This window comes from Roseomonas aerilata DSM 19363 (assembly GCF_000711725.1).
Lineage (GTDB): Bacteria > Pseudomonadota > Alphaproteobacteria > Acetobacterales > Acetobacteraceae > Roseomonas > Roseomonas aerilata.
In genome coordinates this window covers 41,998-66,074 of record NZ_JONP01000022.1, presented here as the reverse complement: position 1 = coordinate 66,074, position 24,077 = coordinate 41,998, and the positions used below count along the sequence as shown (strand labels likewise).

The 24,077-nt window shown below is 72.0% G+C and carries 23 protein-coding genes; 7 read left to right on the top strand and 16 right to left on the bottom strand.

Annotated features, from left to right (window positions below):
* Positions 1 to 16: 16 nt before the first annotated feature.
* A complete protein-coding gene (locus BO39_RS20905) occupies positions 17 to 766 on the bottom strand; it encodes a phosphatase PAP2 family protein (RefSeq protein ID WP_342666333.1) in 750 nt (249 codons plus the stop codon).
* Between the two features lie 4 nt (positions 767 to 770).
* Positions 771 to 1,625, bottom strand: a complete 855-nt coding sequence (locus BO39_RS20900) for a transglutaminase domain-containing protein (RefSeq protein ID WP_043837088.1) — start codon at positions 1,623 to 1,625, stop codon at positions 771 to 773.
* Between the two features lie 141 nt (positions 1,626 to 1,766).
* Here BO39_RS20900 and BO39_RS20895 point away from each other — a divergent pair, with 141 nt between their 5' ends.
* Positions 1,767 to 2,654, top strand: a complete 888-nt coding sequence (locus tag BO39_RS20895) for a dienelactone hydrolase family protein (protein WP_211257499.1) — start codon at positions 1,767 to 1,769, stop codon at positions 2,652 to 2,654.
* A gap of 284 nt (positions 2,655 to 2,938) precedes the next feature.
* Here BO39_RS20895 and BO39_RS20890 read toward each other — a convergent pair whose 3' ends face one another.
* The 7 genes from BO39_RS20890 to BO39_RS20860 all read right to left on the bottom strand — a co-directional run bounded on the left by BO39_RS20890 (position 2,939) and on the right by BO39_RS20860 (position 11,530).
* The gene (locus tag BO39_RS20890) at positions 2,939 to 4,162 is read right to left on the bottom strand and encodes a TIGR03862 family flavoprotein (protein WP_043837086.1); all 1,224 of its coding nucleotides are present in this window, start codon (positions 4,160 to 4,162) and stop codon (positions 2,939 to 2,941) included.
* A 4-nt stretch (positions 4,163 to 4,166) separates the two neighbouring features.
* On the bottom strand, positions 4,167 to 4,949 hold the full coding sequence (locus BO39_RS20885) for a succinate dehydrogenase iron-sulfur subunit (RefSeq protein WP_043837084.1): 783 nt from the start codon (positions 4,947 to 4,949) through the stop codon (positions 4,167 to 4,169).
* 58 nt (positions 4,950 to 5,007) lie between these two features.
* Complete coding sequence (sdhA, locus tag BO39_RS20880; protein WP_043837081.1) at positions 5,008 to 6,834, bottom strand: succinate dehydrogenase flavoprotein subunit; 1,827 nt, start codon at positions 6,832 to 6,834, stop codon at positions 5,008 to 5,010.
* Positions 6,835 to 7,092: 258 nt separating this feature from the next.
* Positions 7,093 to 7,509: a succinate dehydrogenase, hydrophobic membrane anchor protein gene (gene sdhD / locus BO39_RS20875; RefSeq protein ID WP_043837079.1), complete on the bottom strand. Its 417-nt coding sequence runs from the start codon at positions 7,507 to 7,509 to the stop codon at positions 7,093 to 7,095.
* Between the two features lie 13 nt (positions 7,510 to 7,522).
* Positions 7,523 to 7,975, bottom strand: coding sequence for a succinate dehydrogenase, cytochrome b556 subunit (gene sdhC / locus BO39_RS20870; protein WP_052402373.1), 453 nt, complete (start codon positions 7,973 to 7,975; stop codon positions 7,523 to 7,525).
* Positions 7,976 to 8,108: 133 nt separating this feature from the next.
* Positions 8,109 to 9,116: an aspartate-semialdehyde dehydrogenase gene (locus BO39_RS20865; protein WP_043837077.1), complete on the bottom strand. Its 1,008-nt coding sequence runs from the start codon at positions 9,114 to 9,116 to the stop codon at positions 8,109 to 8,111.
* A 98-nt stretch (positions 9,117 to 9,214) separates the two neighbouring features.
* Positions 9,215 to 11,530, bottom strand: coding sequence for a methyl-accepting chemotaxis protein (locus BO39_RS20860; protein WP_043837147.1), 2,316 nt, complete (start codon positions 11,528 to 11,530; stop codon positions 9,215 to 9,217).
* A gap of 131 nt (positions 11,531 to 11,661) precedes the next feature.
* Here BO39_RS20860 and BO39_RS20855 point away from each other — a divergent pair, with 131 nt between their 5' ends.
* The 6 genes from BO39_RS20855 (at position 11,662) to BO39_RS20830 (ending at position 17,292) form a co-directional block, all read left to right on the top strand.
* Complete coding sequence (locus BO39_RS20855; RefSeq protein ID WP_043837075.1) at positions 11,662 to 12,087, top strand: DUF1489 family protein; 426 nt, start codon at positions 11,662 to 11,664, stop codon at positions 12,085 to 12,087.
* Between the two features lie 73 nt (positions 12,088 to 12,160).
* A complete protein-coding gene (locus tag BO39_RS20850) occupies positions 12,161 to 12,994 on the top strand; it encodes a lysophospholipid acyltransferase family protein (RefSeq protein WP_084698313.1) in 834 nt (277 codons plus the stop codon).
* Positions 12,991 to 14,352 (top strand): 3-deoxy-D-manno-octulosonic acid transferase, encoded by a 1,362-nt coding sequence (locus BO39_RS20845; RefSeq protein ID WP_245615303.1) that lies wholly within the window; start codon positions 12,991 to 12,993, stop codon positions 14,350 to 14,352. Before BO39_RS20850 ends, BO39_RS20845 begins: the two co-directional genes overlap by 4 nt.
* 17 nt (positions 14,353 to 14,369) lie before the next feature.
* Entirely contained in the window at positions 14,370 to 15,359 is a 990-nt protein-coding gene (gene lpxK / locus BO39_RS20840) for a tetraacyldisaccharide 4'-kinase (RefSeq protein WP_043837073.1), read from the top strand.
* A 96-nt stretch (positions 15,360 to 15,455) separates the two neighbouring features.
* A complete protein-coding gene (gene mbfA / locus BO39_RS20835; protein WP_043837071.1) occupies positions 15,456 to 16,412 on the top strand; it encodes an iron exporter MbfA in 957 nt (318 codons plus the stop codon).
* 46 nt (positions 16,413 to 16,458) lie between these two features.
* Entirely contained in the window at positions 16,459 to 17,292 is an 834-nt protein-coding gene (locus BO39_RS20830; RefSeq protein WP_245615301.1) for a DUF2272 domain-containing protein, read from the top strand.
* Here BO39_RS20830 and BO39_RS20825 read toward each other — a convergent pair.
* The 7 genes from BO39_RS20825 to ctaD all read right to left on the bottom strand — a co-directional run bounded on the left by BO39_RS20825 (position 17,289) and on the right by ctaD (position 24,055).
* A complete protein-coding gene (locus tag BO39_RS20825) occupies positions 17,289 to 18,770 on the bottom strand; it encodes a carboxypeptidase M32 (RefSeq protein WP_043837069.1) in 1,482 nt (493 codons plus the stop codon). The two genes, BO39_RS20830 and BO39_RS20825, sit on opposite strands and share 4 nt — an antisense overlap.
* Positions 18,767 to 19,456: an SURF1 family protein gene (locus tag BO39_RS20820; RefSeq protein ID WP_043837067.1), complete on the bottom strand. Its 690-nt coding sequence runs from the start codon at positions 19,454 to 19,456 to the stop codon at positions 18,767 to 18,769. Before BO39_RS20820 ends, BO39_RS20825 begins: the two co-directional genes overlap by 4 nt.
* An 84-nt stretch (positions 19,457 to 19,540) precedes the next feature.
* Positions 19,541 to 20,407: a cytochrome c oxidase subunit 3 gene (locus tag BO39_RS20815; RefSeq protein WP_084698312.1), complete on the bottom strand. Its 867-nt coding sequence runs from the start codon at positions 20,405 to 20,407 to the stop codon at positions 19,541 to 19,543.
* 171 nt (positions 20,408 to 20,578) lie between these two features.
* Positions 20,579 to 21,238 (bottom strand): cytochrome c oxidase assembly protein, encoded by a 660-nt coding sequence (locus BO39_RS20810; protein ID WP_043837065.1) that lies wholly within the window; start codon positions 21,236 to 21,238, stop codon positions 20,579 to 20,581.
* Positions 21,239 to 21,268: 30 nt separating this feature from the next.
* Positions 21,269 to 21,403 (bottom strand): hypothetical protein, encoded by a 135-nt coding sequence (locus tag BO39_RS35010; RefSeq protein WP_281175613.1) that lies wholly within the window; start codon positions 21,401 to 21,403, stop codon positions 21,269 to 21,271.
* 35 nt (positions 21,404 to 21,438) lie between these two features.
* Positions 21,439 to 22,392: a heme o synthase gene (locus BO39_RS20805; protein ID WP_043837063.1), complete on the bottom strand. Its 954-nt coding sequence runs from the start codon at positions 22,390 to 22,392 to the stop codon at positions 21,439 to 21,441.
* A 55-nt stretch (positions 22,393 to 22,447) separates the two neighbouring features.
* The gene (gene ctaD / locus BO39_RS20800; protein WP_043837061.1) at positions 22,448 to 24,055 is read right to left on the bottom strand and encodes a cytochrome c oxidase subunit I; all 1,608 of its coding nucleotides are present in this window, start codon (positions 24,053 to 24,055) and stop codon (positions 22,448 to 22,450) included.
* Between the last annotated feature and the right edge of the window lie 22 nt (positions 24,056 to 24,077).

Here is a 24,077-nt window from a genome sequence, read left to right as displayed (position 1 = left end):
GGCCGAGGGCACCGCTTCAGCCCGCGGGCTCCTCCGGCGTGCCTTTCGGCTCCACGGCGCCGCGGCGCTGGAGGGCGTTCAGCACGATCCAGCAGAGCAGCGCCCAGCCCGCGCCGCCGCACCAGCCGGCCAGCACGTCCGTGGGCCAGTGGACGCCGAGATAGACGCGGCTGATCCCCACCATCAGCGTGGTGAGGATGGCGACGGCGAGGACGTAAAACTTCGTGCGCCCGAGCGGGGCGACGCGCATGAGCAGGGCGCCCAGCGTCAGGTAGGCCACCGCCGAGAGCATGGCGTGGCCGCTCGGGAAGCTGGCCGTATAGACTTCCACCGCATGGGGCACGAGGTCGGGGCGCGGGCGGGCGAAGCCGATCTTGAGGACGCTGCTGACAAGCATGCCGCCGCCGATCGCCAGGGCGGTGAACAGCGCGCTGGCGCGTCGGCCGGAGAGGAGGAGGAACCCGACCACCGCGAGCGTCACGTAGGTGAGGATGACGTGGCTGCCGAGCGCGGTGACGTCGCGCGCCGCCTCCTCCAGCCAGCGGGGGCCGACGGGATCGCTGAGGTCGGCCGGGTTGCGGAGGGTGAGGAGGATGTGGCGGTCGAAGGCGAGGGTGTCGCCCTCCGTCACCTCCGCCGCGAGCTTGGCGAAGCCGAACAGGCCGGCGGCAACAGCCAGCACGGCGGCCAGCGCGCCGAGTTCCTGCCGCGCAAGAAAGTCGCGTAGCCGGCCCGGCGCGGCGGGCGGAAGGGGGATCCCTCGCACCTTGTCAGGGCGCCTCGGCGGCGTCCGCGACGGCCAGCGTTGTCCGCGTGCCGCGAGCGACGTCCAGGCCTTCGAGCACCTCCGCGCGCACGGCCATGGTCGTGGGGGTGGCGGCGCCGTGGATCTCGGCGAAGGCGGCCTCGGCCGCGTCGCGCCCCTGGCCGATCCGCACGAGGGCGTCGAGCGGCGCCTGGCGCGTGGCGTCGAAGAGCCACCACTTGCCGCCGAGGAAGGCCTCGAACACCGCGTGGAAGTCGGGCGGCACGAGGCCGGGCGCGTGGGCGGAGATGAAGCGGGCCGGGATGCCCAGCGCCCGGCAGAGCGCCACCGCCAGATGCGCGAAATCCCGGCAGACGCCGGCGCCCGACAGCAGCGTGTCCGTCGCGGTGGTGGTCGGGGCGGAGGCGCCGCGCAGGTAGGTGATGCGGTCATGCACCCAGTTGCAGACGGCCGTGACGCGCGCATGCCCTTCCGGTGCGTCGCAGAACTCGCGCAGCGCCAGGCGCTCCAGCCGGTCGGACTCGCAGAAGCGGGAGGGCCAGAGATGGGGCAGCGCCTCCGGCGGCAGCTCGGCAGGCGCCGTCTGCCCGACCTCGCCGGGATCCACCACGTGCGGGAGGAGCTCGACCTCCGCCTCGTGGTGGATCAGCAGCTCCGTGCCCGCCTCGGCATGGATGCGGAGGTAGCGGTTGCCCGTGCCCGGAACCGTCCAGCTCTCGGTCCGCGCGCCCTCCGGCGTGATCGTCAGCGTTTCCCGAACGATGCGCTGCCGCGGCGTCTCGGCCGGCTGGATGTTCAGAATGAGGGTGGCGGGGCCGGTGACCTGATAGCCGAGGTCGCAGCCGACGAGGATCTTCATGGCGGGCCTGGAAGGATGGGAGTTCCTCGGCACAACGACCATAGCCTCCCCGCGATGCGCGCTGCCCGCGATTTCCTCGCCCGGGGCTGTGCGGCCGCGCGCGGAGCCGGTGTAGGCTTCCGCGGCAACGGAGGAACCCGCATGGACCAGCTTCCCGAAACCCCGCCCGCCGCGGAGATGATCTCGCCCCCGCTGTTCGAGCGCCTGGGGCGGCGCGGCTTCGTCGGTTCGGTGGGCGGGGCGGCCGGCTACACGCTGGCCGCGGGCCCCGTCATGGCCCAGACGATCGTGACGACGCCGACCGACGGGCTGGTGGCCGGGGACGTGAGCATCCCCGCCGGCGACCGGGCCCTGCCGGGCTACCGCGCCCGCCCCGCGACAGGCCGCGACTGGCCGGTGGTGCTCGTCTGCCAGGAGATCTTCGGTCTCCACGAGTACATCAAGGATGTCTGCCGCCGCCTCGCGCGGGAAGGCTACCTGGCCGTGGCGCCCGACTACTACGTGCGCCAGGGCGACGCGGCCGCGGCCCCCGATGTGGGCGCCGCCGCGGCCATCGCCGGCCGCAAGCCGGACGACGAGCTGTTCCGCGACCTCGACGCCACCCTCGCCTGGGCCGGACAGGACGGCGGCAGCGCGGAGAAGGTGGCGATCATCGGCTTCTGCCGGGGCGGGCGGAACGTCTGGGCCTACTCGGCGCAGAACCCGCGGCTGAAGGCGGGCGTCGCCTGGTACGGCCCCGTGGCGGGGCAGGCCAGCGCCCTGACGCCGCGCGTGCCCCTCGACATGGCCGCCGACATCAAGTGTCCCATCCTTGGCCTCTACGGCGAGGCGGACACGGGCATCCCCGTGGACAGCCTTCGCCAGATGGAGACGCGCATGCGGGAGGCCGGGAAGCGCTTCACCCTCGTGATCTACCCCGGCGCGCCGCACGGCTTCCATGCGGATTACCGGCCGAGCTACCGCAAGGACGCGGCGGAGGCGGGGTGGCGGCTGATGCTGGAGTTCCTGAAGGGAAATGGCGTGAGCTGAGGGAGCCAACCGGCGTTTGCGGCTGTCGGAGAGGGCTCTGCCCTCTCCGGACGTCCAAGGCAGGCCTCGGACCCCGCCAGGGGCCTGAGGCCCTTGGATCCCCATCTGACTGGCGCGGATGCGATGACTGGAAGCTAATTCTCCCTTGCTGCCCTTCCTGCGCGTGCAGTCGCCGCCGGTCATGGACCCGAGGCGCACCGGCCACAAAGCATTCTAAACCCGAAGAAAAAGATGATGGAGAGGGGTCCGGGGAGAGGAAAAATTCCTTCTTCCTCTCCCCGGAGTCATCCGGGCCGTCCCTCCCCGGCCCGCAGCTGCCGAAGGATCCCTTGAGCCGCCGCGCGCCCCGTGGCGAAGCAGGCGGTGAGGAGATGTCCACCGGTCGGCGCCTCCCAATCGAGCATTTCGCCGGCGGCAAAGAGGCCGCGGAGACGGTGCAGGCCGAAATCCTCGTCCAGTTCGTCCCATTGGATGCCACCGGCCGAGGAGATGGCGCGGTCCAGGCCGGAGACGCCGGTGACGCCGAGCGGGAGCGACTTGATGGACGTCTCAGGCGAGCCGGTGCCTTCCCGCAAGAGAGAAATGGCAGCCGGCGGCAGGGCGAGCTGGCGGCGCAGGTGATTGGAGAGCGATTGGCCGCGCCGCGGGGCGGCGAGGCGGCGGGCGACCTCCTCGGTGGTCATGTCGGGGCGGAGGTCGAGGGTGACCGTGGCGGTGCCCCCGGCCGCTGCGGCGTCGCGGATGGCGGCGGAGAGGGCATAGACGGCGCCGCCCTCCAGGCCCTGGTTGGTGATCACCGCCTCCCCCCGAACGGTGTGCCCGGCAAACGAGAGGGCGATGCGCTTGAGAGGTGTGCCCGCGAAGCGCGAGCGCAGGTGCTCGGACCAGGGGACGAGCAGCCCACAATTGGCAGGGCGGAAGGGTGCGACGGCCACACCGCGCGCGGAAAGAAGCGGCACCCAGCCCGCATCGGAGCCGAGGCGCGGCCAGGAGGCGCCTCCGAGGGCGAGCAGCGCGGCATCGGGGGTCAGGCGCAGCGGCCTGTCGTCGGGGCGCTCGAAGGTCAGGGCGCCGTCGGCATCCCAGCCGGTCCAGTTGTGGCGGCTGAGCAGGGTGACGCCACGGGCCGCGAGGCGGGCGAGCCAGGCGCGCAGCAGCGGCGCCGCCTTCATCGCTTGGGGGAAGACGCGGCCACTGGTGCCGGCGAAGGTGGGCTGACCCAACGCCTCGCACCAAGCGCGCACGGCCTCGGGCGGAAAGGCGCGGACGACCGGCTTCAGCCGCGGGCGCGCGGCGCCGTAGCGGGAGAGGAAGGTCTCGAGCGGCTCGGTGTGGGTGAGATTGAGACCGCCCCGCCCGGCCATCAGCAGCTTGCGGGCGGGGCTGGGCATGCGGTCCAGTACGGTGACCGCAACGCCCGCTTCCGAGAGGACCTCCGCCGCCGCCAGCCCCGCGGGGCCGGCGCCGACGATGGCAACCCTGCCGCGCGCCGGCGGCGCGACAGTCAGCCGATCAGCGATCGCGCTCGACCAGCAGGGTCTTGATGTGGCCGATCGCCTCCGCCGGATTCAGCCCCTTCGGGCAGGTCCGGGCGCAGTTCATGATCGTGTGGCAGCGATAAAGGCGGAACGGGTCCTGAAGCTGGTCCAGGCGCTCGCCCGTGTACTCGTCGCGGCTGTCGGCGATCCAGCGATAGGCCTGGAGCAGCACGGCCGGGCCAAGATAGCGATCGCCGTTCCACCAGTAGGAGGGGCAGGAGGTCGTGCAGCAGAAGCAGAGGATGCACTCCCACAGCCCGTCGAGCTTGGCGCGCTCCTCCTTGGACTGCAGGCGTTCGCTGTCCGGCGGGGGCGCCGTGTCGGCCTTCAGCCAGGGCTGGATGGAGGTGAGCTGGGCGTAGATCTGGCCGAGATCCGGCACCAGGTCCTTCACCACGGGCATATGCGGCAGCGGGTTGATCCGCACCTCGCCCAGCACGTCCTCAATGGGCTTGAGGCAGGCAAGGGTGTTCAGCCCGTCGATGTTCATCGAGCAGGAGCCGCAGATGCCCTCGCGGCAGGAGCGCCGGAAGGTGAGCGTGGTGTCCACCTCGTTCTTGATCTTGATCAGCGCGTCCAGGACCATCGGGCCGCACTTGTCGAGATCGATCTCGTAGGTGTCCATCCGCGGGTTCTCGCCCGTGTCCGGGTCCCAGCGGTAGATCTTGAAGGAGCGCACGTTGGTGGCGTCGGCCTCGGCCTTGTAGGTCTGGCCGGTGCCGATCGTGCTGTTCTTCGGGAGGGTGAAGGTCGCCATGGGTTCCGGGGCTTCCTAGAGCGCGATCAAGGGGGCTTGGGCGTGGTGAACCACGCCCTTAGTAGACGCGGGCCTTGGGCGGGAAGACCTGGACCTCGTTGGTGAGGGTCCGCATCTTCACGTCGCGATAGTCGAGCCGCACCTTGTACTGGTCGTTCACCCAGGCCAGCGTGTGCTTCATCCAGTTCTGGTCGTCGCGCTCGGGGTAGTCCTCGTGCGCGTGGGCGCCGCGGGACTCGTGCCGGGCCTCGGCGCCGGCAACCGTCGTCAGCGCGTTGCCGATGAGGTTGTCCAGCTCCATCGCCTCGACGAGGTCGCTGTTCCAGATGAGGCTGCGGTCGGCGATGCGGATGTCGCTGTAGCCCTGCGCCACCTTGTCCATCTTCTCCACGCCCTCCTTGAGCAGCTCGGAGGTGCGGAAGACGGCGGCGTGCTCCTGCATCGTGCGCTGCATCCGGCCGCGCAGCTCGGCGACCGAGGTTCCGCCCTTGGCGTGGCGGACGCGGTCGAGGCGGGACAGCGCGTTCTCGCCGGCGCCGGCGGGAAGCGGCGCCTGGGCGACGCTGGAGCGGATGGTCTCCTTCGCGCGGTGCGCGGCGGCGCGGCCAAACACGACGAGGTCGAGCAGCGAGTTGGTGCCGAGGCGGTTCGCGCCGTGGACGGAGACGCAGGCCGCCTCGCCCACCGCCATCAGGCCGGGCACGGTCGCGTCCTGGTCGGTCGCGGTCGGGCGCAGCACCTCGCAATGGATGTTCGTGGGGATGCCGCCCATGTTGTAGTGGACGGTCGGGAGCATCGGGATCGGCTCCTTCGTCACGTCCACGCCGGCGAAGATCTTCGCCGTCTCGGAGATGCCGGGCAGGCGCTCGTGCAGTAGCTCGGCGCCGAGATGCTCGAGGTGCAGGTGGATATGGTCCTTCTGCGGGCCGACGCCGCGGCCCTCGCGGATCTCCATCGACATGGCGCGCGAGACGACGTCGCGGGACGCCAGGTCCTTCGCCGTCGGCGCGTAGCGCTCCATGAAGCGCTCGCCCTCGGAGTTCGTGAGGTAGCCGCCCTCGCCGCGGGCGCCCTCGGTCACGAGGCAGCCCGAGCCGTAGATGCCCGTCGGGTGGAACTGCACGAACTCATTGTCCTGCAGCGGCAGGCCGGCGCGCAGCACCATGCCGCCGCCGTCACCCGTGCAGGTATGGGCGGAGGTGCAGGAGAAGTAGGCGCGGCCGTAGCCGCCCGTCGCCATCACCACGGTCTGGGCGCGGAAGCGGTGGATCGAGCCGTCCTCGAGGCACCAGGCCATGACGCCGCGGCAGGCGCCCTCCTCGTCCATAATCAGGTCGAGGGCGAAGTACTCCACGAAGAACTCGCAGTTGTGCTTCAGCGACTGCTGGTAGAGCGTGTGCAGGATCGCGTGGCCGGTGCGGTCGGCGGCGGCGCAGGCGCGCATGGCCGGCGTCTTGCCGTAGTCCTGCATGTGGCCGCCGAAGGGCCGCTGGTAGATCTTGCCGTCCTCGGTGCGGGAGAAGGGCACGCCGTAGTGCTCGAGCTCGATGATCGCCGGGATGGCCTCGCGGCACATGTACTCGATGGCATCCTGGTCGCCGAGCCAGTCCGACCCCTTCACGGTGTCGTACATGTGCCAGCGCCAGTCGTCCTCGCCCATGTTGCCGAGCGCGGCGCCGACGCCGCCCTGGGCGGCCACGGTGTGGGAGCGGGTGGGGAAGACCTTCGTGATGCAGGCGGTCTTGAGGCCGGCCTCGCCCATCCCGAAGGTGGCACGGAGGCCCGCGCCGCCGGCGCCGACCACCACCACGTCATAGGTGTGGTCCACGATGCGATAGGCTGCCCCGTTGATCCCAGGGCGGGGCGGCTGGCTGATGGCGTTCATCGCTGGCTCTCGTGGGTCATGGCGCCGTCGCCGGCGCGGGGTTCATGGCGCCGTTACGGGCGCGGTTCGCTGCGCCGTCTTGGGCGCGGGTTCTGTCTTGCCCGAGGAAGGGCCGGGCCGCTCGCCACGGGGCAAGGGCCGCAAGGCGCCGCCGGGGGCGGGGCCGGGCGGTGGGCTGCCCGGCTTCATCACTGATATAGGGTGCCATCGCGCGGTGGGGAGTGCCCGGAGGGGCAGGCCGGCACCGCGCGGGGCGCATCAGCCGGCCACCGCCAGCCGCAGCACCGAGAGGGCGCAGAGCAGGCCGAAGACCCAGCAGGCGCCGCGGATGAGCAGGCCCGCCACCATCGCGCTGCGCTCGGGGCGGATGTAGTCCTCGATCACCACCTGCAGGCCGCCGGCGGTATGGTAGAAGCCGATGCCGATCAGCAACAACATGAGCACGGCGTTGAAGGGCCGCCCCACCCAGCGCGCGATCTCCTCATAGGGAGCGCCGGCATGGGAGGCGATGCCGATGATGAACCAGAGCATCAGCGGCAGCAGCGCGATGGAGGTGACGCGCTGCATCCACCAGTGATGCGTCCCGCTCTTGGCGGAGCCGTTCTGCCGAACGCGGCCGAGCGGCGTCTGCAGGCGGGGCTGGTGGGCGGTGGTGGAGGGGTAGTTCTCGCTCATCGGTCAGGCCCTCTCACGACGCCCAGGCGATCGCGACGACGACCCAGGTCAGCACGGTCAGCACCCCCGTGCCGATGATCACGGCCCAGCCGGTGCGATAGGTGGTGGGGATGTCGTAGCCGTAGCCGGCATCCCAGTAGAGGTGCCGGACGCCGGCGAGCGTGTGGTACCAGATCGCCGCACTGAGGCCGAAGAGCAGGATCACGCCGATGAAGCTGCCCATGAACCACTGCACGTTGGCGTAGGCGGCGGGGCCCGAGGCCAAGGCCACGATCCACCACACGAAGAAGACCAGCCCGACCGACCAGGCGCTGCCGGTGATCCGGTGCATAATCGACGTGGCGCTGGTCATCTGCAGCATGTCGTAGACCTGCAGATGCGGGGAAAGCGGGCGGCGGACGAGGGTGCCGTCCGTGCGGCGACCCACCATCGTGGCCTCGCGCGCGTCGTGGTGATTCTCTGCCATGCGCCGTCCTGCGTGGGTTGCGGCCGGGCCTGTGACAGTTCGGCAACCGGCTGCCGCTTTTATGGTGCGGCACGGCGAAGCGTCAATCGCACGGAATCAAGGCATTGCGAAGAGGTCGCAAGTAGCGGCCGCCTCAGCGGCCGAGCGCGCCCCGCCGATCGAGTTCCTCGGCGATCTGAACGGCGTTCAGGGCCCCGCCCTTGCGCATGTTGTCCGCCGCGCACCAGAGCAAGAGGGCGTTCGGCACCGCCGCGTCCAGCCGGAGTCGCGAGACGAAGACCGGGTCCTCCCCCACCGTTTCGAGCGGGGTGACGTAGCCGCCGTCGTCCCGCCGGTCGAGCAGCGTAAGGCCGGGGGCGCCGCGGATGGCCTCCCGCGCCTCGGCCTCGTCGATCGGCCGGTCGAACACGACCTGCACCGCGACGGACTGGCCGATGAAGACCGGCACGCGCACGCAGGTGGCGGTGACAGGGAAATCACCGCCCAGCAGGCGCGGCAGGTCCTCCGCGATGGCCTCCTCCTCCTCCGTCCGGCCGTCCTCGCCGAAGGCGCCGATATGGGGGATGAGGTTGAAGGCGATCGGCTTGGTGAACTGCTCGGGGCTCGCCGTGTCGTTCACGAAGACGCCGCGGGTCTGGCTGAACAGCTCGTCCATGGCGTCCCGCCCGGCGCCCGAGACGGGCTGGAGCGAGGTCGCGACCACCCGGAGGAGGCCGCCCAGCGCCTGCAGGGGATGGAGCGCCATCGCCATCAGGATGGCGCCCGAGACAGGGTTAGCAACAATCCGTGGGTTCCCGGCCAGCGCGCCGGGATTCACCTCCGGCACTACCACGGGGGCGTCGGGGTCGCTCATGCCGGTCGCGTCGACCACGGTGCAGCCGGCCGCCACGGCCCGGCGGGCCAGCAGCACCGGCGCGGGCGTGCCGGGGGCCATAAAGAGAAGGTCGGTCCCCGCCCAGTCGTGGCGCTCGACCGCCTCCACCACCAGGTTCCGCTCGCCATGCGACATGGCGCCGCCGACGGCACGGCCCGAGGCCAGGGCGGCGAACGAGGCGGTGGGAAAGTCCCGCTCCGCCAAGGTCTTGACGATCTCGCGTCCCATCTGCCCGGGGGCCGCGGCCACCGCGATCCGATAACTCATGCAACAACCCTCCGCCGGCACCCCTCGCCGGGAACGGCGGGCCGCAGATGGGCCGATCCGCCCCCGGACGCAAGCGGGGGGCGGATCGGCGAGGCACCTCAGGCGGCGCGCACCCCTCGGAGGAAGCCCTCGGACTTCTCGCGCAGGATTGCGGTCTGGCTGGCCAGCGTCTCGGTGGCGGTCAGCATGGCTCCGGCCGCGCTCCCCGTCTCCTCGGCGGCGGCGCGGACGCCGGCGATGGCGGTGTTCACCCGGTCCGTGCCCCCGGCCACCTCGGTGGCGCTGCGGGCGATCTCGCGGGTGGTCGCGCCCTGCTCCTCCACCGCGGCGGCGATCGCGGTCGCGATGCCGCTGGTGCGCTCCACAGTCGCCCCGATGCCGCGGATGGCCTCGACCGCGCCGTTCGTCGCGGCCTGCATCTGCTGGATCTGGATGGAGATTTCCTCGGTGGCCTTGGCGGTCTGGGCAGCCAGCGTCTTCACCTCGCTCGCCACCACCGCGAAGCCGCGGCCCGCCTCGCCCGCCCGCGCCGCCTCGATCGTGGCGTTCAGCGCCAGCAGGTTCGTCTGCCCCGCGATGTCGCCAATCAGCCGCACCACGTCCCCGATCCGGGCCGCGCTGTCGGACAGGCCGCGCACCGTGCCGTCGGTCGCCCGCGCCTCGGACACCGCCTGGGCGGCGACCTCCGCGGCCTCGGCCACCCGGCGGGTGATCTCGGTGATGGAGGCGGCCATCTCCTCGGCGGCGGCGGCGACGGCCCCGACCTCCCCGCTGGCGCGGGCGGCCACCTCCGCCACCTCGGCGGCCTCACGGCCGGAGCGGCCGGCGGTCTCGTGCACACCGCCGGCGGCGCGGCGGAGCGACTCGACCTCGCCCGCCAGGCTCTGCACCACGGCGCCCACCTCGGCCTCGAAGGTATCGGCCAGCCGGGCCTCCTCGGTCGCCAGGCGCCAGGTCAGCATCGGGCCGGCATAGGCACCGCTGCCGTCGCGGATGGCGGAGGCCTGCAGGTCCACCACCTCCGAGCCGGCGCGCAGCCGGGCACGGTGCGGCAGCGCCGCGGGGTCGGCCAGCACGCCGCGAAGCTCGGCCAGGCCCCTGACCGGCAGGGCGTCGATCGACTGGCCGAGCACCGGCCCCTCGATCCCGAGGCGGGCCAGCACCGTGCCCATCTCGGCGTTCACATGGGTCACGTGCAGCGAGGGGTCGGCGGCCATCAGGCCGAGCGGCATCTGCTCGATCATCTGCGCCTGGCCGAAGGCGCGGCCGACCGTGCCGCGCAGCTCCTCAAGGGCGGCGGCGATGCGTCCGGTCTCGTCGCGCCGGGTGCCGTCGGTGATCTCGGCCGGCGTCGGGGGCGAGGTGTCGCCCGAGGCGATGGCCCGCACCCGCACCGCGGCCCGGCGCAGCGGCGCGCCGATCGCCCGCGCACTGGCCCAGGAGGAGATCAGCAGGATCAGCGCCACGGCGCCGCCGATCAGAAGGGTGAAGCTCTCCACGCTGCCCATCGCGCCTTCCATGAGGGCGCGGCGCTCGACCTGGTCCTCGTGCAGGAGGCGGTTCGCCTCCGCCAGGGCCTCGCGGGCGGCCTTGCTCGCGGGCTCGGCCTCCTCCTTACGGATCTTCGCGAGGTCGGCGACGGTCTGGAGGATGGTCTCGGAAGCCTCGGACAGGTTGGCGGCCATGGTCGCGATGCGTTCGACGTCCTCCTTCAGGCGGGGGGAAAGCGTGAAGGACTGCACGCCGCGCAGGTGCACGCGCTGCTGCGCCAGCGCCCGCCGGGTGCGCCGGGCCTGCGCGTCCTCGCCGGTCACGAGGTAGCGCTGCACGGCCAGCCGCGCCTCGTTCACGCCGTTGCTGAAGGTGATCACGCGGGCGCGGATCTCGTCCATCTGGCTGCGGTCCGGCACCTCGAACTCGAGGGCGCCGAGCACGGCCTCCATGCCCTGGTCGAACTCGCCGTTCACGCGGTACAGCCGCTCGTCGCGCGCCTCGATCATGCGGGCGCGGGCCGCCAGCATGCGCGAGATGGCGGCGCCATAGGCCTGGATGGGAGGGATGGCCGCCCGAGCGGCGTCCCGCGCCGCGGTCAGGCTGGTCAGGGCGGCAGCCTTCTCGGCCAGCTCGGCGGCGGTCGCCAGGGCGGCCTGGCCCTCCGCCGCGGACTTCTGCGCGGCGGCCAGGGTCTGGGCGTTGCTGAGGTCGGACTCCGCGACCGGGGCCCGGCCCGCGCTCGCCCCCGCCTGCTCCACGAGGGAGACGACGTTGGAGGCGGTGGTCATGCCGGCCTGCTGCTCGTTCATCTCCCGCAGCTCGGTCCAAACGATCCCGACCAGCCCGGACAGAAGGAGAAGGGCGAGGCCCGCCGTCGCGCCGAGCTTTCGGGCGACGGATAGGTTTTGGAAAGCGCGCATGTTCCGCAAACGGCTCCGCTGTGGATCTGCCGTCATTTCACGCCCGAATCCCTAATCCAGGGATAATGAGCCCTGTCGGGCGGAACCGCGCGCGCTTGCGATTGGGGCCCCGATGGCGCAGATCGCGGGGCGTGCTGCACCTCATCAAGTTGGCCGTGGGGCCGAAGGACGTGGAGGCGATGCGCCGCGGCCAGGCCGCGCGCGCCGGGGGCCCGGAGGGCCTGCGCCACGTCACCCGCATGACGCCGAAGCGCGCGCCCGAAATCCTCAGGGGCGGCTCCATCTACTGGGTGGTGGCGGGCGTGCTGCGGGTTCGGCAGCGGATCGTCGCGATCGAGCCGGTGCAGCGGGCGGACGGCACCGCCGCCACCGCGCTCGTGCTGGAGCCGGGGCTGGTGGAGGTGCATCCGCGCCCGATGAAGCCCTTCCAGGGCTGGCGCTACCTGGAGGCGGTGGCGGCCCCGCCGGACCTCGCGGCCGGCGAGGTCGGGGCGGAGGGAATCGAGGACCTGCCGCCGAAGCTGCGCCGCGCCCTGCTCGACCTCGGGCTGCTTTAGGGCCCGCCATCCCCCCGGCGTGACGTCCGCGCGGCCGCGTGCTAGGGGCGCGCCTCGCCATGGCCCGCACCTCATGCTCAAACGGCTGACGCGCCATCCGCGCTTCCTCTCCCTGGCCGCCCGGCTGCTGGGGCTCTACGTCGCCTTCGCCTTCCGCACGACGCGCTGGACGCTGGCCGCCGATGCCGCGACCGAGGCGCTGCGGGGCGGGCTGGCGGAGGGGCCGGTCATCCTCGCCTTCTGGCACGAGCGGATCACCCTCGGCCCCGGCCTCTGGGTGACCATGCGCGGGCGCATCCCGGCGCTGGCGCCCAAGCACCCGCAGGTCCTCGTCTCCCGCCATCGGGACGGCGTCTTCATCGGCGGCGTCGTCGCGCGCTTCGGGCTCGAGACGATCCACGGCTCCAGCGACAAGGGCGGCTCCTCCAAGGGCGGCAGCGCGGCGCTGCGGACGATGCTGCGGGTGCTGCGCGGGCGGGGCGTGGTCGCGATCACGCCGGACGGGCCGCGTGGGCCGCGGCGCGTGGCGGCCACGGGGGTGGGGCAGCTCGCCGCCCTCTCCGGCGCGCCGGTCTTCACCTACGGCGCCGCGACGACGCGCTGCATCCGTCTCCGCTCCTGGGACAAGGCTGTGTTCCCCCTGCCCTTCGGACGCGGGCTGATGGTGCTGATGGCCCCCTTCACCGTGCCGCCCGAGGCCGCCGAGGCCGGGCGTGCCGCGGTGGAGGCCCTGCTGACCGAGGCCTGCGACGCCGCCGATGCCTGGGCGGAGGCGGTGCGCCGCGGCACCGGTGCGGAGGCCGCCCTGGCGGCGGCGCGGGCCCTTGCCGGCCGCGCGCCGCCCGTGTTCGCGCCGCCCCTTCCAGCGGGGACCGACCTCCTGCCGGACGAGGCACGGCCGGCTTGAGCGATCCCTCCGACGGCGGCTGGCGCGCCGCCCTGCCGCTGGCCGCCTGGCGCGGCGCGACCCGGCTCGGCGCCGCTGTCCTGCCGCTCTGGCTTGGCCATCGCGCCCGGCGGGGCAAGGAGGATCCGGCGCGCCTGCCCGAGCGGCGCGGCGAGGGCGCGGACCGCCCAGCGGGGCCGCTGCTCTGGCTGCACGGGGCGAGCGTCGGCGAGAGCCAATCCGCCCTTCCCCTGCTGGAAGCGCTGGCCGAGGCGCGGCCGGATCTGCACTTCCTGCTGACCACCGGCACGCTGACCGCGGCCCGGCTGCTGGAGGCGCGGCTGCCGGCGGCGCTGCGCCCGCGCCTTCGCCACCGCTTCGTGCCGCTCGACGTGCCCGCCTATGTCGCCCGCTTCCTCGACGGCTGGCGGCCCGACGCGGCGGTGCTGATCGAGAGCGAGATCTGGCCGAACCTCATCCTGGCGGCCGAGGCGCGTGGCGTGCCGATGGCACTGGTGAACGCGCGGCTCTCGGCGGGCTCGGCGCGCGGCTGGGGGCGGTTGCCCGCGGTGGCGCGGCGGCTCTTCGGCGCCTTCCGGCTGGTGATCGCCCAGAGCGAGGCGGATGCGGCACGACTGCGGGCTCTCGGCGCCGCCGAGGCGCAGCCCTGGGGCAACCTGAAATTCGCCGCCCGCCCCCTGCCCGCCCCCGGCCCGGCGCTCGCGGCGCTGCGTTCGGCCATCGGCGGGCGGCCGGTGCTGCTGGCCGCGAGCACCCATCCTGGGGAGGAGGCGCAGGTGGCGGCGGCGCATGCCGAACTGCGCGCGCGCCTTCCGGGGCTGCTGACGGTCCTCGCCCCGCGGCACCCGGAGCGCGGGCCGGCCCTGGCGCGCGAGCTGGCGCCCTCCATCGGGGCAGAGGCGGTTGCGCTGCGCTCCGCAGGCGCGCTGCCGGGCACGGCCACGGAGCTCTACGTCGCCGACACGATCGGGGAGCTGGGCCTGCTCTACCGCCTCGCGGGCGCGGCGCTGATCGGCGGATCGCTGGTGCCGCATGGGGGGCAGAACCCGCTGGAGGCCGCGCGGCTGGGCTGCCCGGTGCTGCTCGGCCCGCATACCGAGAACTTCACGGCGATCGCCGAGCGCATGGTGGGCGCCGGCGCGGCCCTGCGGGTGGCCGATGCCGCCGCGCTGGCCGAGGCGGCGGCGGCCGTGCTAACGGATGCCGACCGGGCCCGGTCCATGACCTCGGCCGCCGCCCGGATCGCGGCGGATGCCGGGGCGCTGCCCGAGCGGATGGCCGCCGCGATCGAGGCCCTGCTGCCCGAGCCCGACCCGCAGGGGGATCCGGTGCGGGAAGCCACCCGTTCCACAGGATAAGGACGCCCGACGGCACCATGCGTGCCCCCGATTTCTGGACCGGGGATGGCAGCGGGATCGCGCCCTTCCTCCTCTCCCCCCTCGCGACGCTCTATGCCGCGGCGACAGCCCGCCGCGTGGCCAAGCCCGGCTGGCGCGCCCCGGTGCCCGTGATCTGCTGCGGCAACGCGACCGCGGGCGGCGCGGGCAAGACGAGCCTCGCCCTCGATATCGGCCTGCGGCTGGCGAATCGCGGGGTGGCCGTGCACTTCCTCACCCGTGGCTATGGCGGCAAGCTGCGCGGCCCGCTGCGGGTGGAACCCGGCCGGCACGACAGCGAGGCGGTGGGCGACGAGGCCCTGCTGCTGGCGGCCGAGCGGCCGACCTGGGTGGCCGCGGACCGCGCCGCCGGCGCCCGCGCGGCGGTGGAGGCCGGCGCGCAGGCGCTGGTGATGGATGACGGGCTGCAGAACCCGACGCTGGAGAAGGACCTCTCCCTTCTCACGATCGACGGCTCCTACGGCTTCGGCAACGGGCGGGTGATCCCGGCCGGGCCGCTGCGCGAGCCCGTGGAGGCCGCAGTCGCGCGCTCCCACGCGGCGGTGCTGATGGGGGCGGACGAGCACGCGGCCCTGGACCGGCTGCCCTCCGGCCTGCCGGTGCTGCGGGCGCGCACGGTGCCGGGGCCCGAGGCCGCGCAGCTCGCGGGGCAGGCGGTCTTCGCCTTCTGCGGCATCGCCAACCCGCGGAAGTTCTTCACGACGCTCTCGGAGGCGCGGGCGATCATCGCCGGCCGCGCGGCCTATGCCGACCACTATCCCTACGACGCCGGGGACATGCGGGAGCTGCTGGGCGAGGCCGACCGGCTGCGGGCGATCCCCGTGACGACGAAGAAGGACTTCGTGCGCATCCCCCCCGCCTTCCGTTCGCGGGTGACGGTGGTGACGGTGACGCTCGCCTGGGACGAGCCGGCGCGGCTGGAGGCGATACTCGATCCCCTGGTGGCGCGGGTGCCCGTTCCGGCGTAGGACGCCGAGGCGCAATCGAGAATGCTTCCCGATTGCGTCTAACCGCATGTTTTCTCTCCGCTTTCCCCTTCGGCGCGCTCGGGTTACGAAGGGGGCATGAAGCGCTTCGAAGACCTGTCGGAAGCCGAGACCCTCGCGCTGGCCATCGCCAACGAGGAGGAGGACTCGCGGATCTACGCGACCTTTGCCATGCGGCTCCGGGCCGACTTCCCCGCCACCGCCGCCGTCTTCGACGGCATGGCGGAGGAGGAGGGCGGGCACCGCAACCAGCTGCTCGCCCTCTATGAGCGGAAGTTCGGCAAGGAACTGCCGCTGATCACGCGCCAGGACGTGCGCGGCTTTCTCCGCCGCAATCCCGTCTGGCTGGCCGAGGAGTTGCGGATCGAGGTGGTCCGCCGCCAGGCCGCCGTGATGGAGCTGGAGGCGGGGGAGTTCTATTCGCGGGCGGCGGAGCGCGCCCGCGACACCGAGGTGCGGCGCCTGCTGGGGGATCTCGCCCTCATCGAGAAGAAGCACGAGGGCGTGGCCGAGCGGCTGGCCGAGACGCACCTGACGGAAGCTGCCGTCGCGGGCGAGGACGCGACGGCGCGGCGGATGTTGGTGCTTCAGGTGGTGCAGCCAGCGCTGGCCGGGCTGATCGACGGCTCGGTTTCTACCCTGGCCCCCATCTTCGCCGCCGCCTTCGCCACCCACTCGCCGCATGACACCTTCCTCGTCGGTCTCGCGGCTTCCGTCGGCGCGGGGATCTCGATGGGGCTGACCGAGGCCATGTCGGATGACGGGGCGATCACCGGGCGGGGCCGGCCCTGGATCCGGGGTCTCGCCTGCGGCGCGGCGACGGCGATCGGCGGGCTCGGCCATACCCTGCCCTACCTCATCCCCGATTTCTGGACGGCGACCGCGGTGGCCGCCGTGATCGTGGTGCTGGAGCTGATCGTCATCGCCTGGGTGCGCTGGCGCTACATGGAAACCCCCTTCGGCGCCGCGCTGGTGCAGATCGTGCTGGGCGGCGTGCTGGTGCTGCTCGCGGGCATCCTCATCGGCAGCGGGTGACGCCTGCTGCGTCGCAACGAAAACCGTTGCGGCGCGATAAGGGACCATGCGCCTCCTGCCGCTCCTGGCCGTTCTGCTCGCCGCCTGCACGACGGCGCCTCCGCCGCCGGCCGGCGGCGCTCCGGCAGAGCGGCCGCGCCCGGGCGGAGCGGGCGCCGCCCGGCTCGTCGCCGCGGCCGAGGGCGAGTGGCGGGCCTGGGGTTCGATCGCGGTGGAGGGCTGGCCCGTCGCGCTCGACCGCACGCCGGACGCGACGCCCGCGCTCTTCGACCGGCTGATGACCTACTGGGCCGCGACGCCCGAGTGGCCGGAGGTGATCTCGGGCCACCAGCACTTCCGCGACACCATCACCGCGCCGGTGGCGGCCTCGGCCTCGCTCGACCCCGTCTCGGGCCTGCCCTTCGAGGTGGTGCCGGCGAATGTCGCCATCTCCTCCTACAACACGCCGGCCTGGTCGGCGGCCTTCGTCAGCCACGCCATGGCCTCGGCGGGGGTGCCGCGGGCGGAGTTCGACCCCTCGGCCAGCCACGCGCTCTATGTGGACCGGCTGATCGCGATGGCGCTCGCGGATCCCGAAGGCGCGGCCTTCCTGCCGCGAGGCCTCGCGGAACACGCGCCGCGCCCGGGGGACCTCGTCTGCGCCGACCGGTCGGCGGAACCACTGGCCGATTGGACGGCGAGGCTGGGCGAGAGCGGCCGCTTCCGGCCGATGCACTGCGACATCGTCGTGCGGGCGGGCAACGGCGCGGTGGACCTCATCGGCGGCAACGTGCTCGACGTCGTGCTCCGCCGCCGGCTGCCGGCGGATGCGGAGGGGCACCTAATGCAGGCGCCGCCCGACCGGCCGCCCTTCTTCGTCGTCTTCGAGAACCGGCGCTAGGTGAGATAGCGCCCGCGCAGGTGCGCCATGAAGGCGTCCGCCTCCAGCGGGCGGCCGGTCGCCGCGCGCATCAGATCCTGAAAACCGAGACGCGAGCCCTGGCCGTGGACATGGGCACGCAGCCAGCCGAGCAGCGGGGCGAAATCGCCGCGGGCGAGCGCCTCGTCCAGCCCCGGCACCGCCGCCCGCGCCGCCGCCATCAGCTGGGCCGCGGCCATGGCGCCGAGCGTGTAGGAGGGGAAGTAGCCGAAGGCGCCGTCGTGCCAGTGGATGTCCTGCAGGCAGCCGCGGCGGTCGTCGGGCGGGGTGATGCCGAGCAGGCGGCCCATCCCCTCCGCCCAGGCACCGGGGATGTCGGCCACGGCCAGATCGCCGCCGATCAGCGCCCGCTCCAGCCGAAAGCGGAGGATGACGTGCGCGGGGTAGGTCAGCTCGTCCGCCTCGGTGCGGATGAAGCCGCGCTCCACCCGGCGCCAGAGGCGGGCGAGGTTTTCCGGCGCGTAAGGCGCGGGATCGCCGCCGAAGGTTCTGTGCAGCTCGGGACCGAGCCAGGAGAGGAAGGCGTCGGAGCGGCTGGCCTGCATCTCGATGATGAGGCTCTGTGATTCGTGGGCGGCCATGCCGGCGGCCTCGCCCACGGGCTGGCGGGCCCAGGCCTCCGGCAACCCGCGCTCGTAGAGGGCGTGGCCGGTCTCGTGGAGGATGCCGAGCATCGCCTGCTCGAAGCTCTCGGGCACGTAGCGGGTGGTGATGCGGACATCCGTCGGCGTGCCGCCGCAGAAGGGGTGCAGGCTCTCGTCCAGCCGCGCGTGGTCGTAGTCGAGTCCGACGCGCTCCGAGAGGCGGCGGCCGAGGGCGCGCTGCACCTCCGTCGCGAAGGGGCCCTGCGGGTGGACAGGCGCGGGGCGGGCGGCCTGGATCGCCTCGGCGCGCGGCAGGGCCTCGGCCAGGAAGGTCTCGTAGGCGGCGAAGATCGGCTCCACGTCGGCGGCGCCGATGCCCGGCTGGAAGCTGTCCATCAGCGCGTCGTAGGGCGAGAGGCCGGTCGCGACGGAGAGGGCGGCGGCTGCCTCGCGCTGGAGGGCGACGACGGTCTCCAAGGCCGGGCGCACGGCGGCGAAGTCCGAGGCGGCGCGCGCTCCCCGCCAGATCTTCTCGCAGGCCGAGTTGGCCCGCGCCATCGCCTCCACGAGGTCGGCGGGCAGGGCAGTGGCGCGGAGATGGGCACGGCGCATGAGGGTGAGGTTGGCCCCGTCCCACTCGCCCTCGGCCTCCGCGGCGGCGAGGTCGCCGGCCACCTCCGGTGCGACGAGCATCGCGTGGGAGACGCCGGCGAGGACCGCGAGCTGCTCCCCGCGCGCCGCGCCGCCGCCGGGCGGCATCATGGCCGAGGCGTCCCAGCCGAGCATGGCCGAGGCCTCCCCAATGGTCGCGATGCGGGCGAAGCGATCCTTCAGGCGGGCATAAGGCTCGTTCATGTCTCGTCCTTGCGGAGGGACCAGGCCACCAGCACGCCGACCAGGGAGGCGGCGAGGCCGTACCAGGTGATGGCATAGCCGAGATGGGAATTGGGAGGGCGCGGCAGGGTCTGGGCGCCCTGGGGCAGGGCGTCGGGCGAGGCACCGGGCGGCGCGAGCGCCACCAGCAGGTCCGGCATCACCGCGGACAGGCCGAGGGCAGCGCCGATGGCGCGGGGGTCGGCGGTGTAGAAGCGGCGACCGGCGGTGTCGTCGGTGGCGGCGAAGAAGTCGCGGTCCTGCGGCGGCGAGACATAGCCGGTGACGCTGACCGGCCCCTCCGGTCGGGCGATCGCGGCGCCACGGCGCTCCAGCGGAACCCAGCCGCGGTCCACGAGGACTGTGGGACGCCCTTCCCGCTCCAGCGGTGTGACCAGGCGGGTGCCAAGGACGGGCCCGCGCACCTCCACGCCGAGAATAGCCTCAAGGTCGTAGCGGAAGCGCCCGCTGGTCTCGACCTTGGAGAAGGGCTCGGGCGTGTCGGTCAGCGGCACCGGCGGTCCGGCCTCGGCCCGGGCGATCGCCGCCAGCAGATCCGTCTTCCAGTACAGGCGCCGCACCTGCCAGGTGCCGAGCCCGAGTAGGATGGCAAGGACCGGGATGGAGGCGAGGACGGCCGGGAGAATTCGCCGGGCGCGGGGCGACATGGCGGGTCTTTCAAACGACGAACCCCGCCCGGCAGGCCGAAAGCTCGGCAGGCCGGACGGGGTTCGCTGATGCGGTTAGGGGCCTCAGTGCTGGGCGATCTCGCCCGCACCGAAGAGATAGATGCAGATGAAGAGGAACAGCCACACCACGTCCACGAAGTGCCAGTACCAGGCCGCTGCCTCGAAGCCGAAGTGGCGCTTCGGCGTGAAGTCCCCGCCCCAGGCGCGGATGAGGCAGACGAGCAGGAACAGCGTGCCGACGATCACGTGGAAGCCGTGGAAGCCGGTGGCGAGGAAGAAGGTGGAGGGATAGATGCCGCCGCCGGAGAAGGCGAACGGCGCCTCGGAATACTCCACCGCCTGCAGGAAGGTGAAGAACAGGCCAAGGACGACGGTAATCGCCAGGCCCTGGAGCATCCCCTTGCGGTCGCCCTCGATGAGGGAGTGGTGCGCCCAGGTGACGGTGCAGCCCGAAAGCAGCAGGATCATCGTGTTGAGGAAGGGCAGGCCGAGGGGGTCGAAGGTGTGGATGCCCTTGGGCGGCCAGATCGCCGTCTCGGCGCCCGCCACGTGCTCGGGGTAGAGCGCAAAGTGGAAGTAGGCCCAGAAGAAGGCGACGAAGAACATCACCTCGGAGGCGATGAAGAGCGACATGCCGTAGCGCATGCCGATCCGCACGATCGGGGTATGGACGCCCGGCTGCTTCGACTCGCGCACCACGTCGCGCCACCAGAGGGTGGCGGAGGCCAGGGTGCCGACGAGGCCCACGCCGAACATCCAGTGGATGTTGTAATGCGCCCAGAGCACGATGCCGAAGAGCAGCGCGCCGGCCGAGAAGGCGGAGAGCAGCGGCCAGGGGGACGGGTCCACCAGGTGGTAGGGATGCTTGTGCGGCGGCGGCGGCTCGGAGGCGTCGATCGCCATGCCGGCCGTGGTGGTGTCGAGAGCCATAGCGCGTCCTGGTGAAGCGGGACCGAGCCCGTTGATGGCCTGGGGCTGGGCCCCCTTTGGGTAACGCGGGACCGGGGCCCCGGGCGTGCATTGCATCAATCCCGCAAACCGCCCCCGGGATCAAGGGCAGGGCCGGTAATCTCGGCGCGCGCCCGCGCCCGCCGCGGGCAGTCAGCGCGTCGCGGTCGGGGGCTCGGCCATGCGGCCGACATGCGGCCCGGCGCTCGCGAGCGCCCCGGTGCGCTCCGCATCCGCCAGCGTGCGGAAGAAGGTGTAGCTGAGGGTGATGGTGCGGATGTCCCGGGTCTCCGGGTCCTTCGCCATCTCGGGATCGACCCAGAAGCTGACGGGCATCTCGACGGACTGGCCGGGCTGGAGGGTCTGGGCGTCGAAGCAGAAGCAGGCGGTCTTGTGGAAATACTTGCCGACCACCTCGGGCGTCACGTTGTAGGTAGCGACCCCCTCCACCGGGCGGTCCGCCCGGTTGGCAGCACGGTAGAAGGCGAGCCCGGATTCACCGAGATGGACGGGCATAGCCTTCTGCGCCGCCTCGAACTGCCAGGGCAGCGAGGGATGGGTGGTGGCGTTGAAGCGGACGGTCACCTGCCGTTCCACGGCGCCTGGCGCGGCCGGGCCGCCCGTCTGCACCGTGCCGTTGTAACCGGTGGCCTTGCAGAAGGCGGCGTAGAGCGGGACGGCGGCGAAGGACAGGCCGACCATGCCGACCACCGTCCCGAAGGCCGCGATGGCGATGCGCCGGTTACCCTGTGCCCGCTGCTTGTTCGCGGGCGAGGGCGTGGGCTCAGATCGCGGGAAGGGCGCTTCGGGCATGGGGCGGAAATGGTCCTCCCGGAGCCGGCCTCAAGAGACGGAGGAGGTCAGCTTGGCGATGGTGATGAAGAAGAAGATCGCGACGAGGGCGATCAGCAGCACGAGCATGCCGATATTGCGCCCGCGGCGGCGGCGGTAGAACTCCGCCTCCTCCTCCTTGGACATGGAGGGCGCTTCGACAGGGAGTTGGGGCTGGGGCATCAGAGCAGGCCCGCCACGCGCAGCCAGTGGTCCACCGCCAGCGCCCCGAAGAGGCCGGCGAGGTGGAGCAGCGAGAAGCGGAAGGCCTTGCGGGCGGCGGCGTCGCCCCGGAGGCTGACGCCCGCGGCGTCCTGCGGCTCCGTCAACACACGCCAAGCGTGGAAGAGGAAGCCGATGCCGAGCGAAATCGCGTAGGCGCCATAAACCCAGCCGGCGAGGCCCAGCAGCGTCGGCAGGAGACCGAGCGGCGCGAGCACGACCGTGTAGAGCACGATCTGGCGCCGCGTCTCCCGCGCGCCCGACACCACCGGCAGCATCGGCACCCCGGCGCGCGCATAGTCCTCATGCGCCCAAAGGCTGAGCGACCAGAAATGCGGGGGTGTCCAGGCGAAGACGATGGCGAAGAGGATCAGCGGCAGCACGTCGAGGTGCCCGGTGACCGCCACCCAGCCGATGATCGGCGGGAAAGCCCCGGCCGCGCCGCCGATGACGATGTTCTGCGGGGTCCGGCGCTTCAGCCACATCGTATAGACGAAGACGTAGAAAAGGATGGAGCCGAGCAGCCAGCCGGCGGCCATCCAGTTTGTCGCGAGGCCCATCAGCACGACCGAGAGGCCGGCGAGGAAGACGCCATAGGCGAGGCCTGCCTCGGGCTCGATCCGGCCGGCGGCCATGGGGCGGCGCGCGGTGCGGCGCATCAACGCGTCGATGTCGCGCTCGTACCACATGTTGATGCAGCCGGCGGCGCCCGCACCGACCGCGATGCAGAGGATCGCGACGGAGCCGAGCACGGGATGGATGTGCCCGGGCGCGACAAGCATGCCAACGAGGCCGGAGAAGACCACGAGGGTCATCACGCGCGGCTTGAGCAGCGCGAACCAGTCGCGCAGCTCGGACCAATCGGTGGAAACGGCGAGGGGGGCCGTGGCCCCCCTCCTCATCAGGTCACTCATGGTGACGCTCCATATCGTTCCCTCGCGGCGGACCGCAACCGGGAAGGTGCCCCTGTTACCGAATGCGGGGCAGTTCGTCGAAGGTGTGGAAGGGCGGGGGAGAGGAAACCTGCCACTCCAGCGTCGTCGCACCCTCGCCCCAGGGGTTCGCCGCGGCCTTTTCCTTGCGGATGAAGGTCAGGACAACAACCCAGATGAAGAGCAGGAAGGAAGCGGCCGAAATATAGGAGCCGATGGAGGCCACCAGGTTCCAGCCCGCAAAAGCGTCGGGATAGTCCGGGTAGCGGCGCGGCATGCCCTGGGCGCCCAGGAAGTGCATGGGGAAGAAGGTAATGTTGACGCCGATGAAGGTCGTCCAGAACTGCACCTTCCCCCAGAACTCCGGGTACTGGTAGCCGCTCATCTTGCCGATCCAGTAGTAGAAGCCGGCATAGATGCCGAAGACGGCGCCCAGCGACAGCACGTAGTGGAAGTGCGCGATGACGTAATAGGTGTTGTGGAGGATCACGTCGACGCCGGCATTGGCCAGCTTCACGCCCGTGACGCCGCCCACCGTGAACAGGAAGACGAAGCCGATCGCGTAGAGCATGGGCGTGCGGAAATCGAGCGACCCGCCCCACATGGTCGCGATCCAGGAGAAGATCTTGATGCCCGTGGGCACCGCGATGATCATCGTCGCCGCCATGAAGTAGGCCCGCGTGTCCACCGAGATGCCGGAGGTGAACATGTGGTGCGCCCAGACCACGAAGCCCACCACGCCGATGGCGACCATGGCATAGGCCATGCCCAGGTAGCCGAAGATCGGCTTGCGGGAGAAGGTGGACAGGATGTGGGACACGATCCCGAAGGCCGGCAGGATCATGATGTAGACTTCGGGGTGACCGAAGAACCAGAACAGGTGCTGGAACAGCACGGGGTCGCCGCCGCCTTCGGGCCGGAAGAAGGCCGTGCCGAAGTTGCGGTCAGTGATCAGCATCGTGATGGCGCCGCCGAGCACGGGCACGGACAGCAGCAGCAGGAAGGCGGTGACCAGCATCGCCCAGACGAAGAGCGGCATCTTGTGCAGCGTCATGCCGGGCGCGCGCATGTTGAAGATGGTGGTGATGAAGTTCGCCGCGCCGAGGATGGAGCTGGCGCCCGCGAGGTGGAGCGCGAAGAGCGCCATGTCCATCGAGGGACCGGACTGGTAGGTGCTGTCCGACAGCGGCGGGTAGATCGTCCACCCCGCGCCGGCGCCCTGGCCGACGAACATCGAGCCGACGAGCAGCATGAAGGCCGGCACGATCAGCCAGAACGAGATGTTGTTCAGCCGCGGGAAGGCCATGTCCGGCGCGCCGATCATGATCGGCACGAACCAGTTGCCGAAGCCGCCGATGAGGGCGGGCATGACCACGAAGAACACCATCACCAGCCCGTGGGCGGAGATGATCGCGTTCCAGGCCTGACCACCGGAGAAGATCTGCATCCCCGGCTCCTGCAGCTCGATCCGCATCAGGACCGAGAGGGCGACGCCAATGCAGGCCGCCACCACGGAGAAGATGATGTAGAGGGTGCCAATGTCTTTGTGATTGGTCGAGAACAGCCAGCGGGAGACGAATCCCGGGGCGTGGTCGTGATGGTCGTCGTGGCCGCTATGGGCCGTATCGTGCGCGGCTTGCGCCATGGTCTCTTTTCTTCCTGTCAGG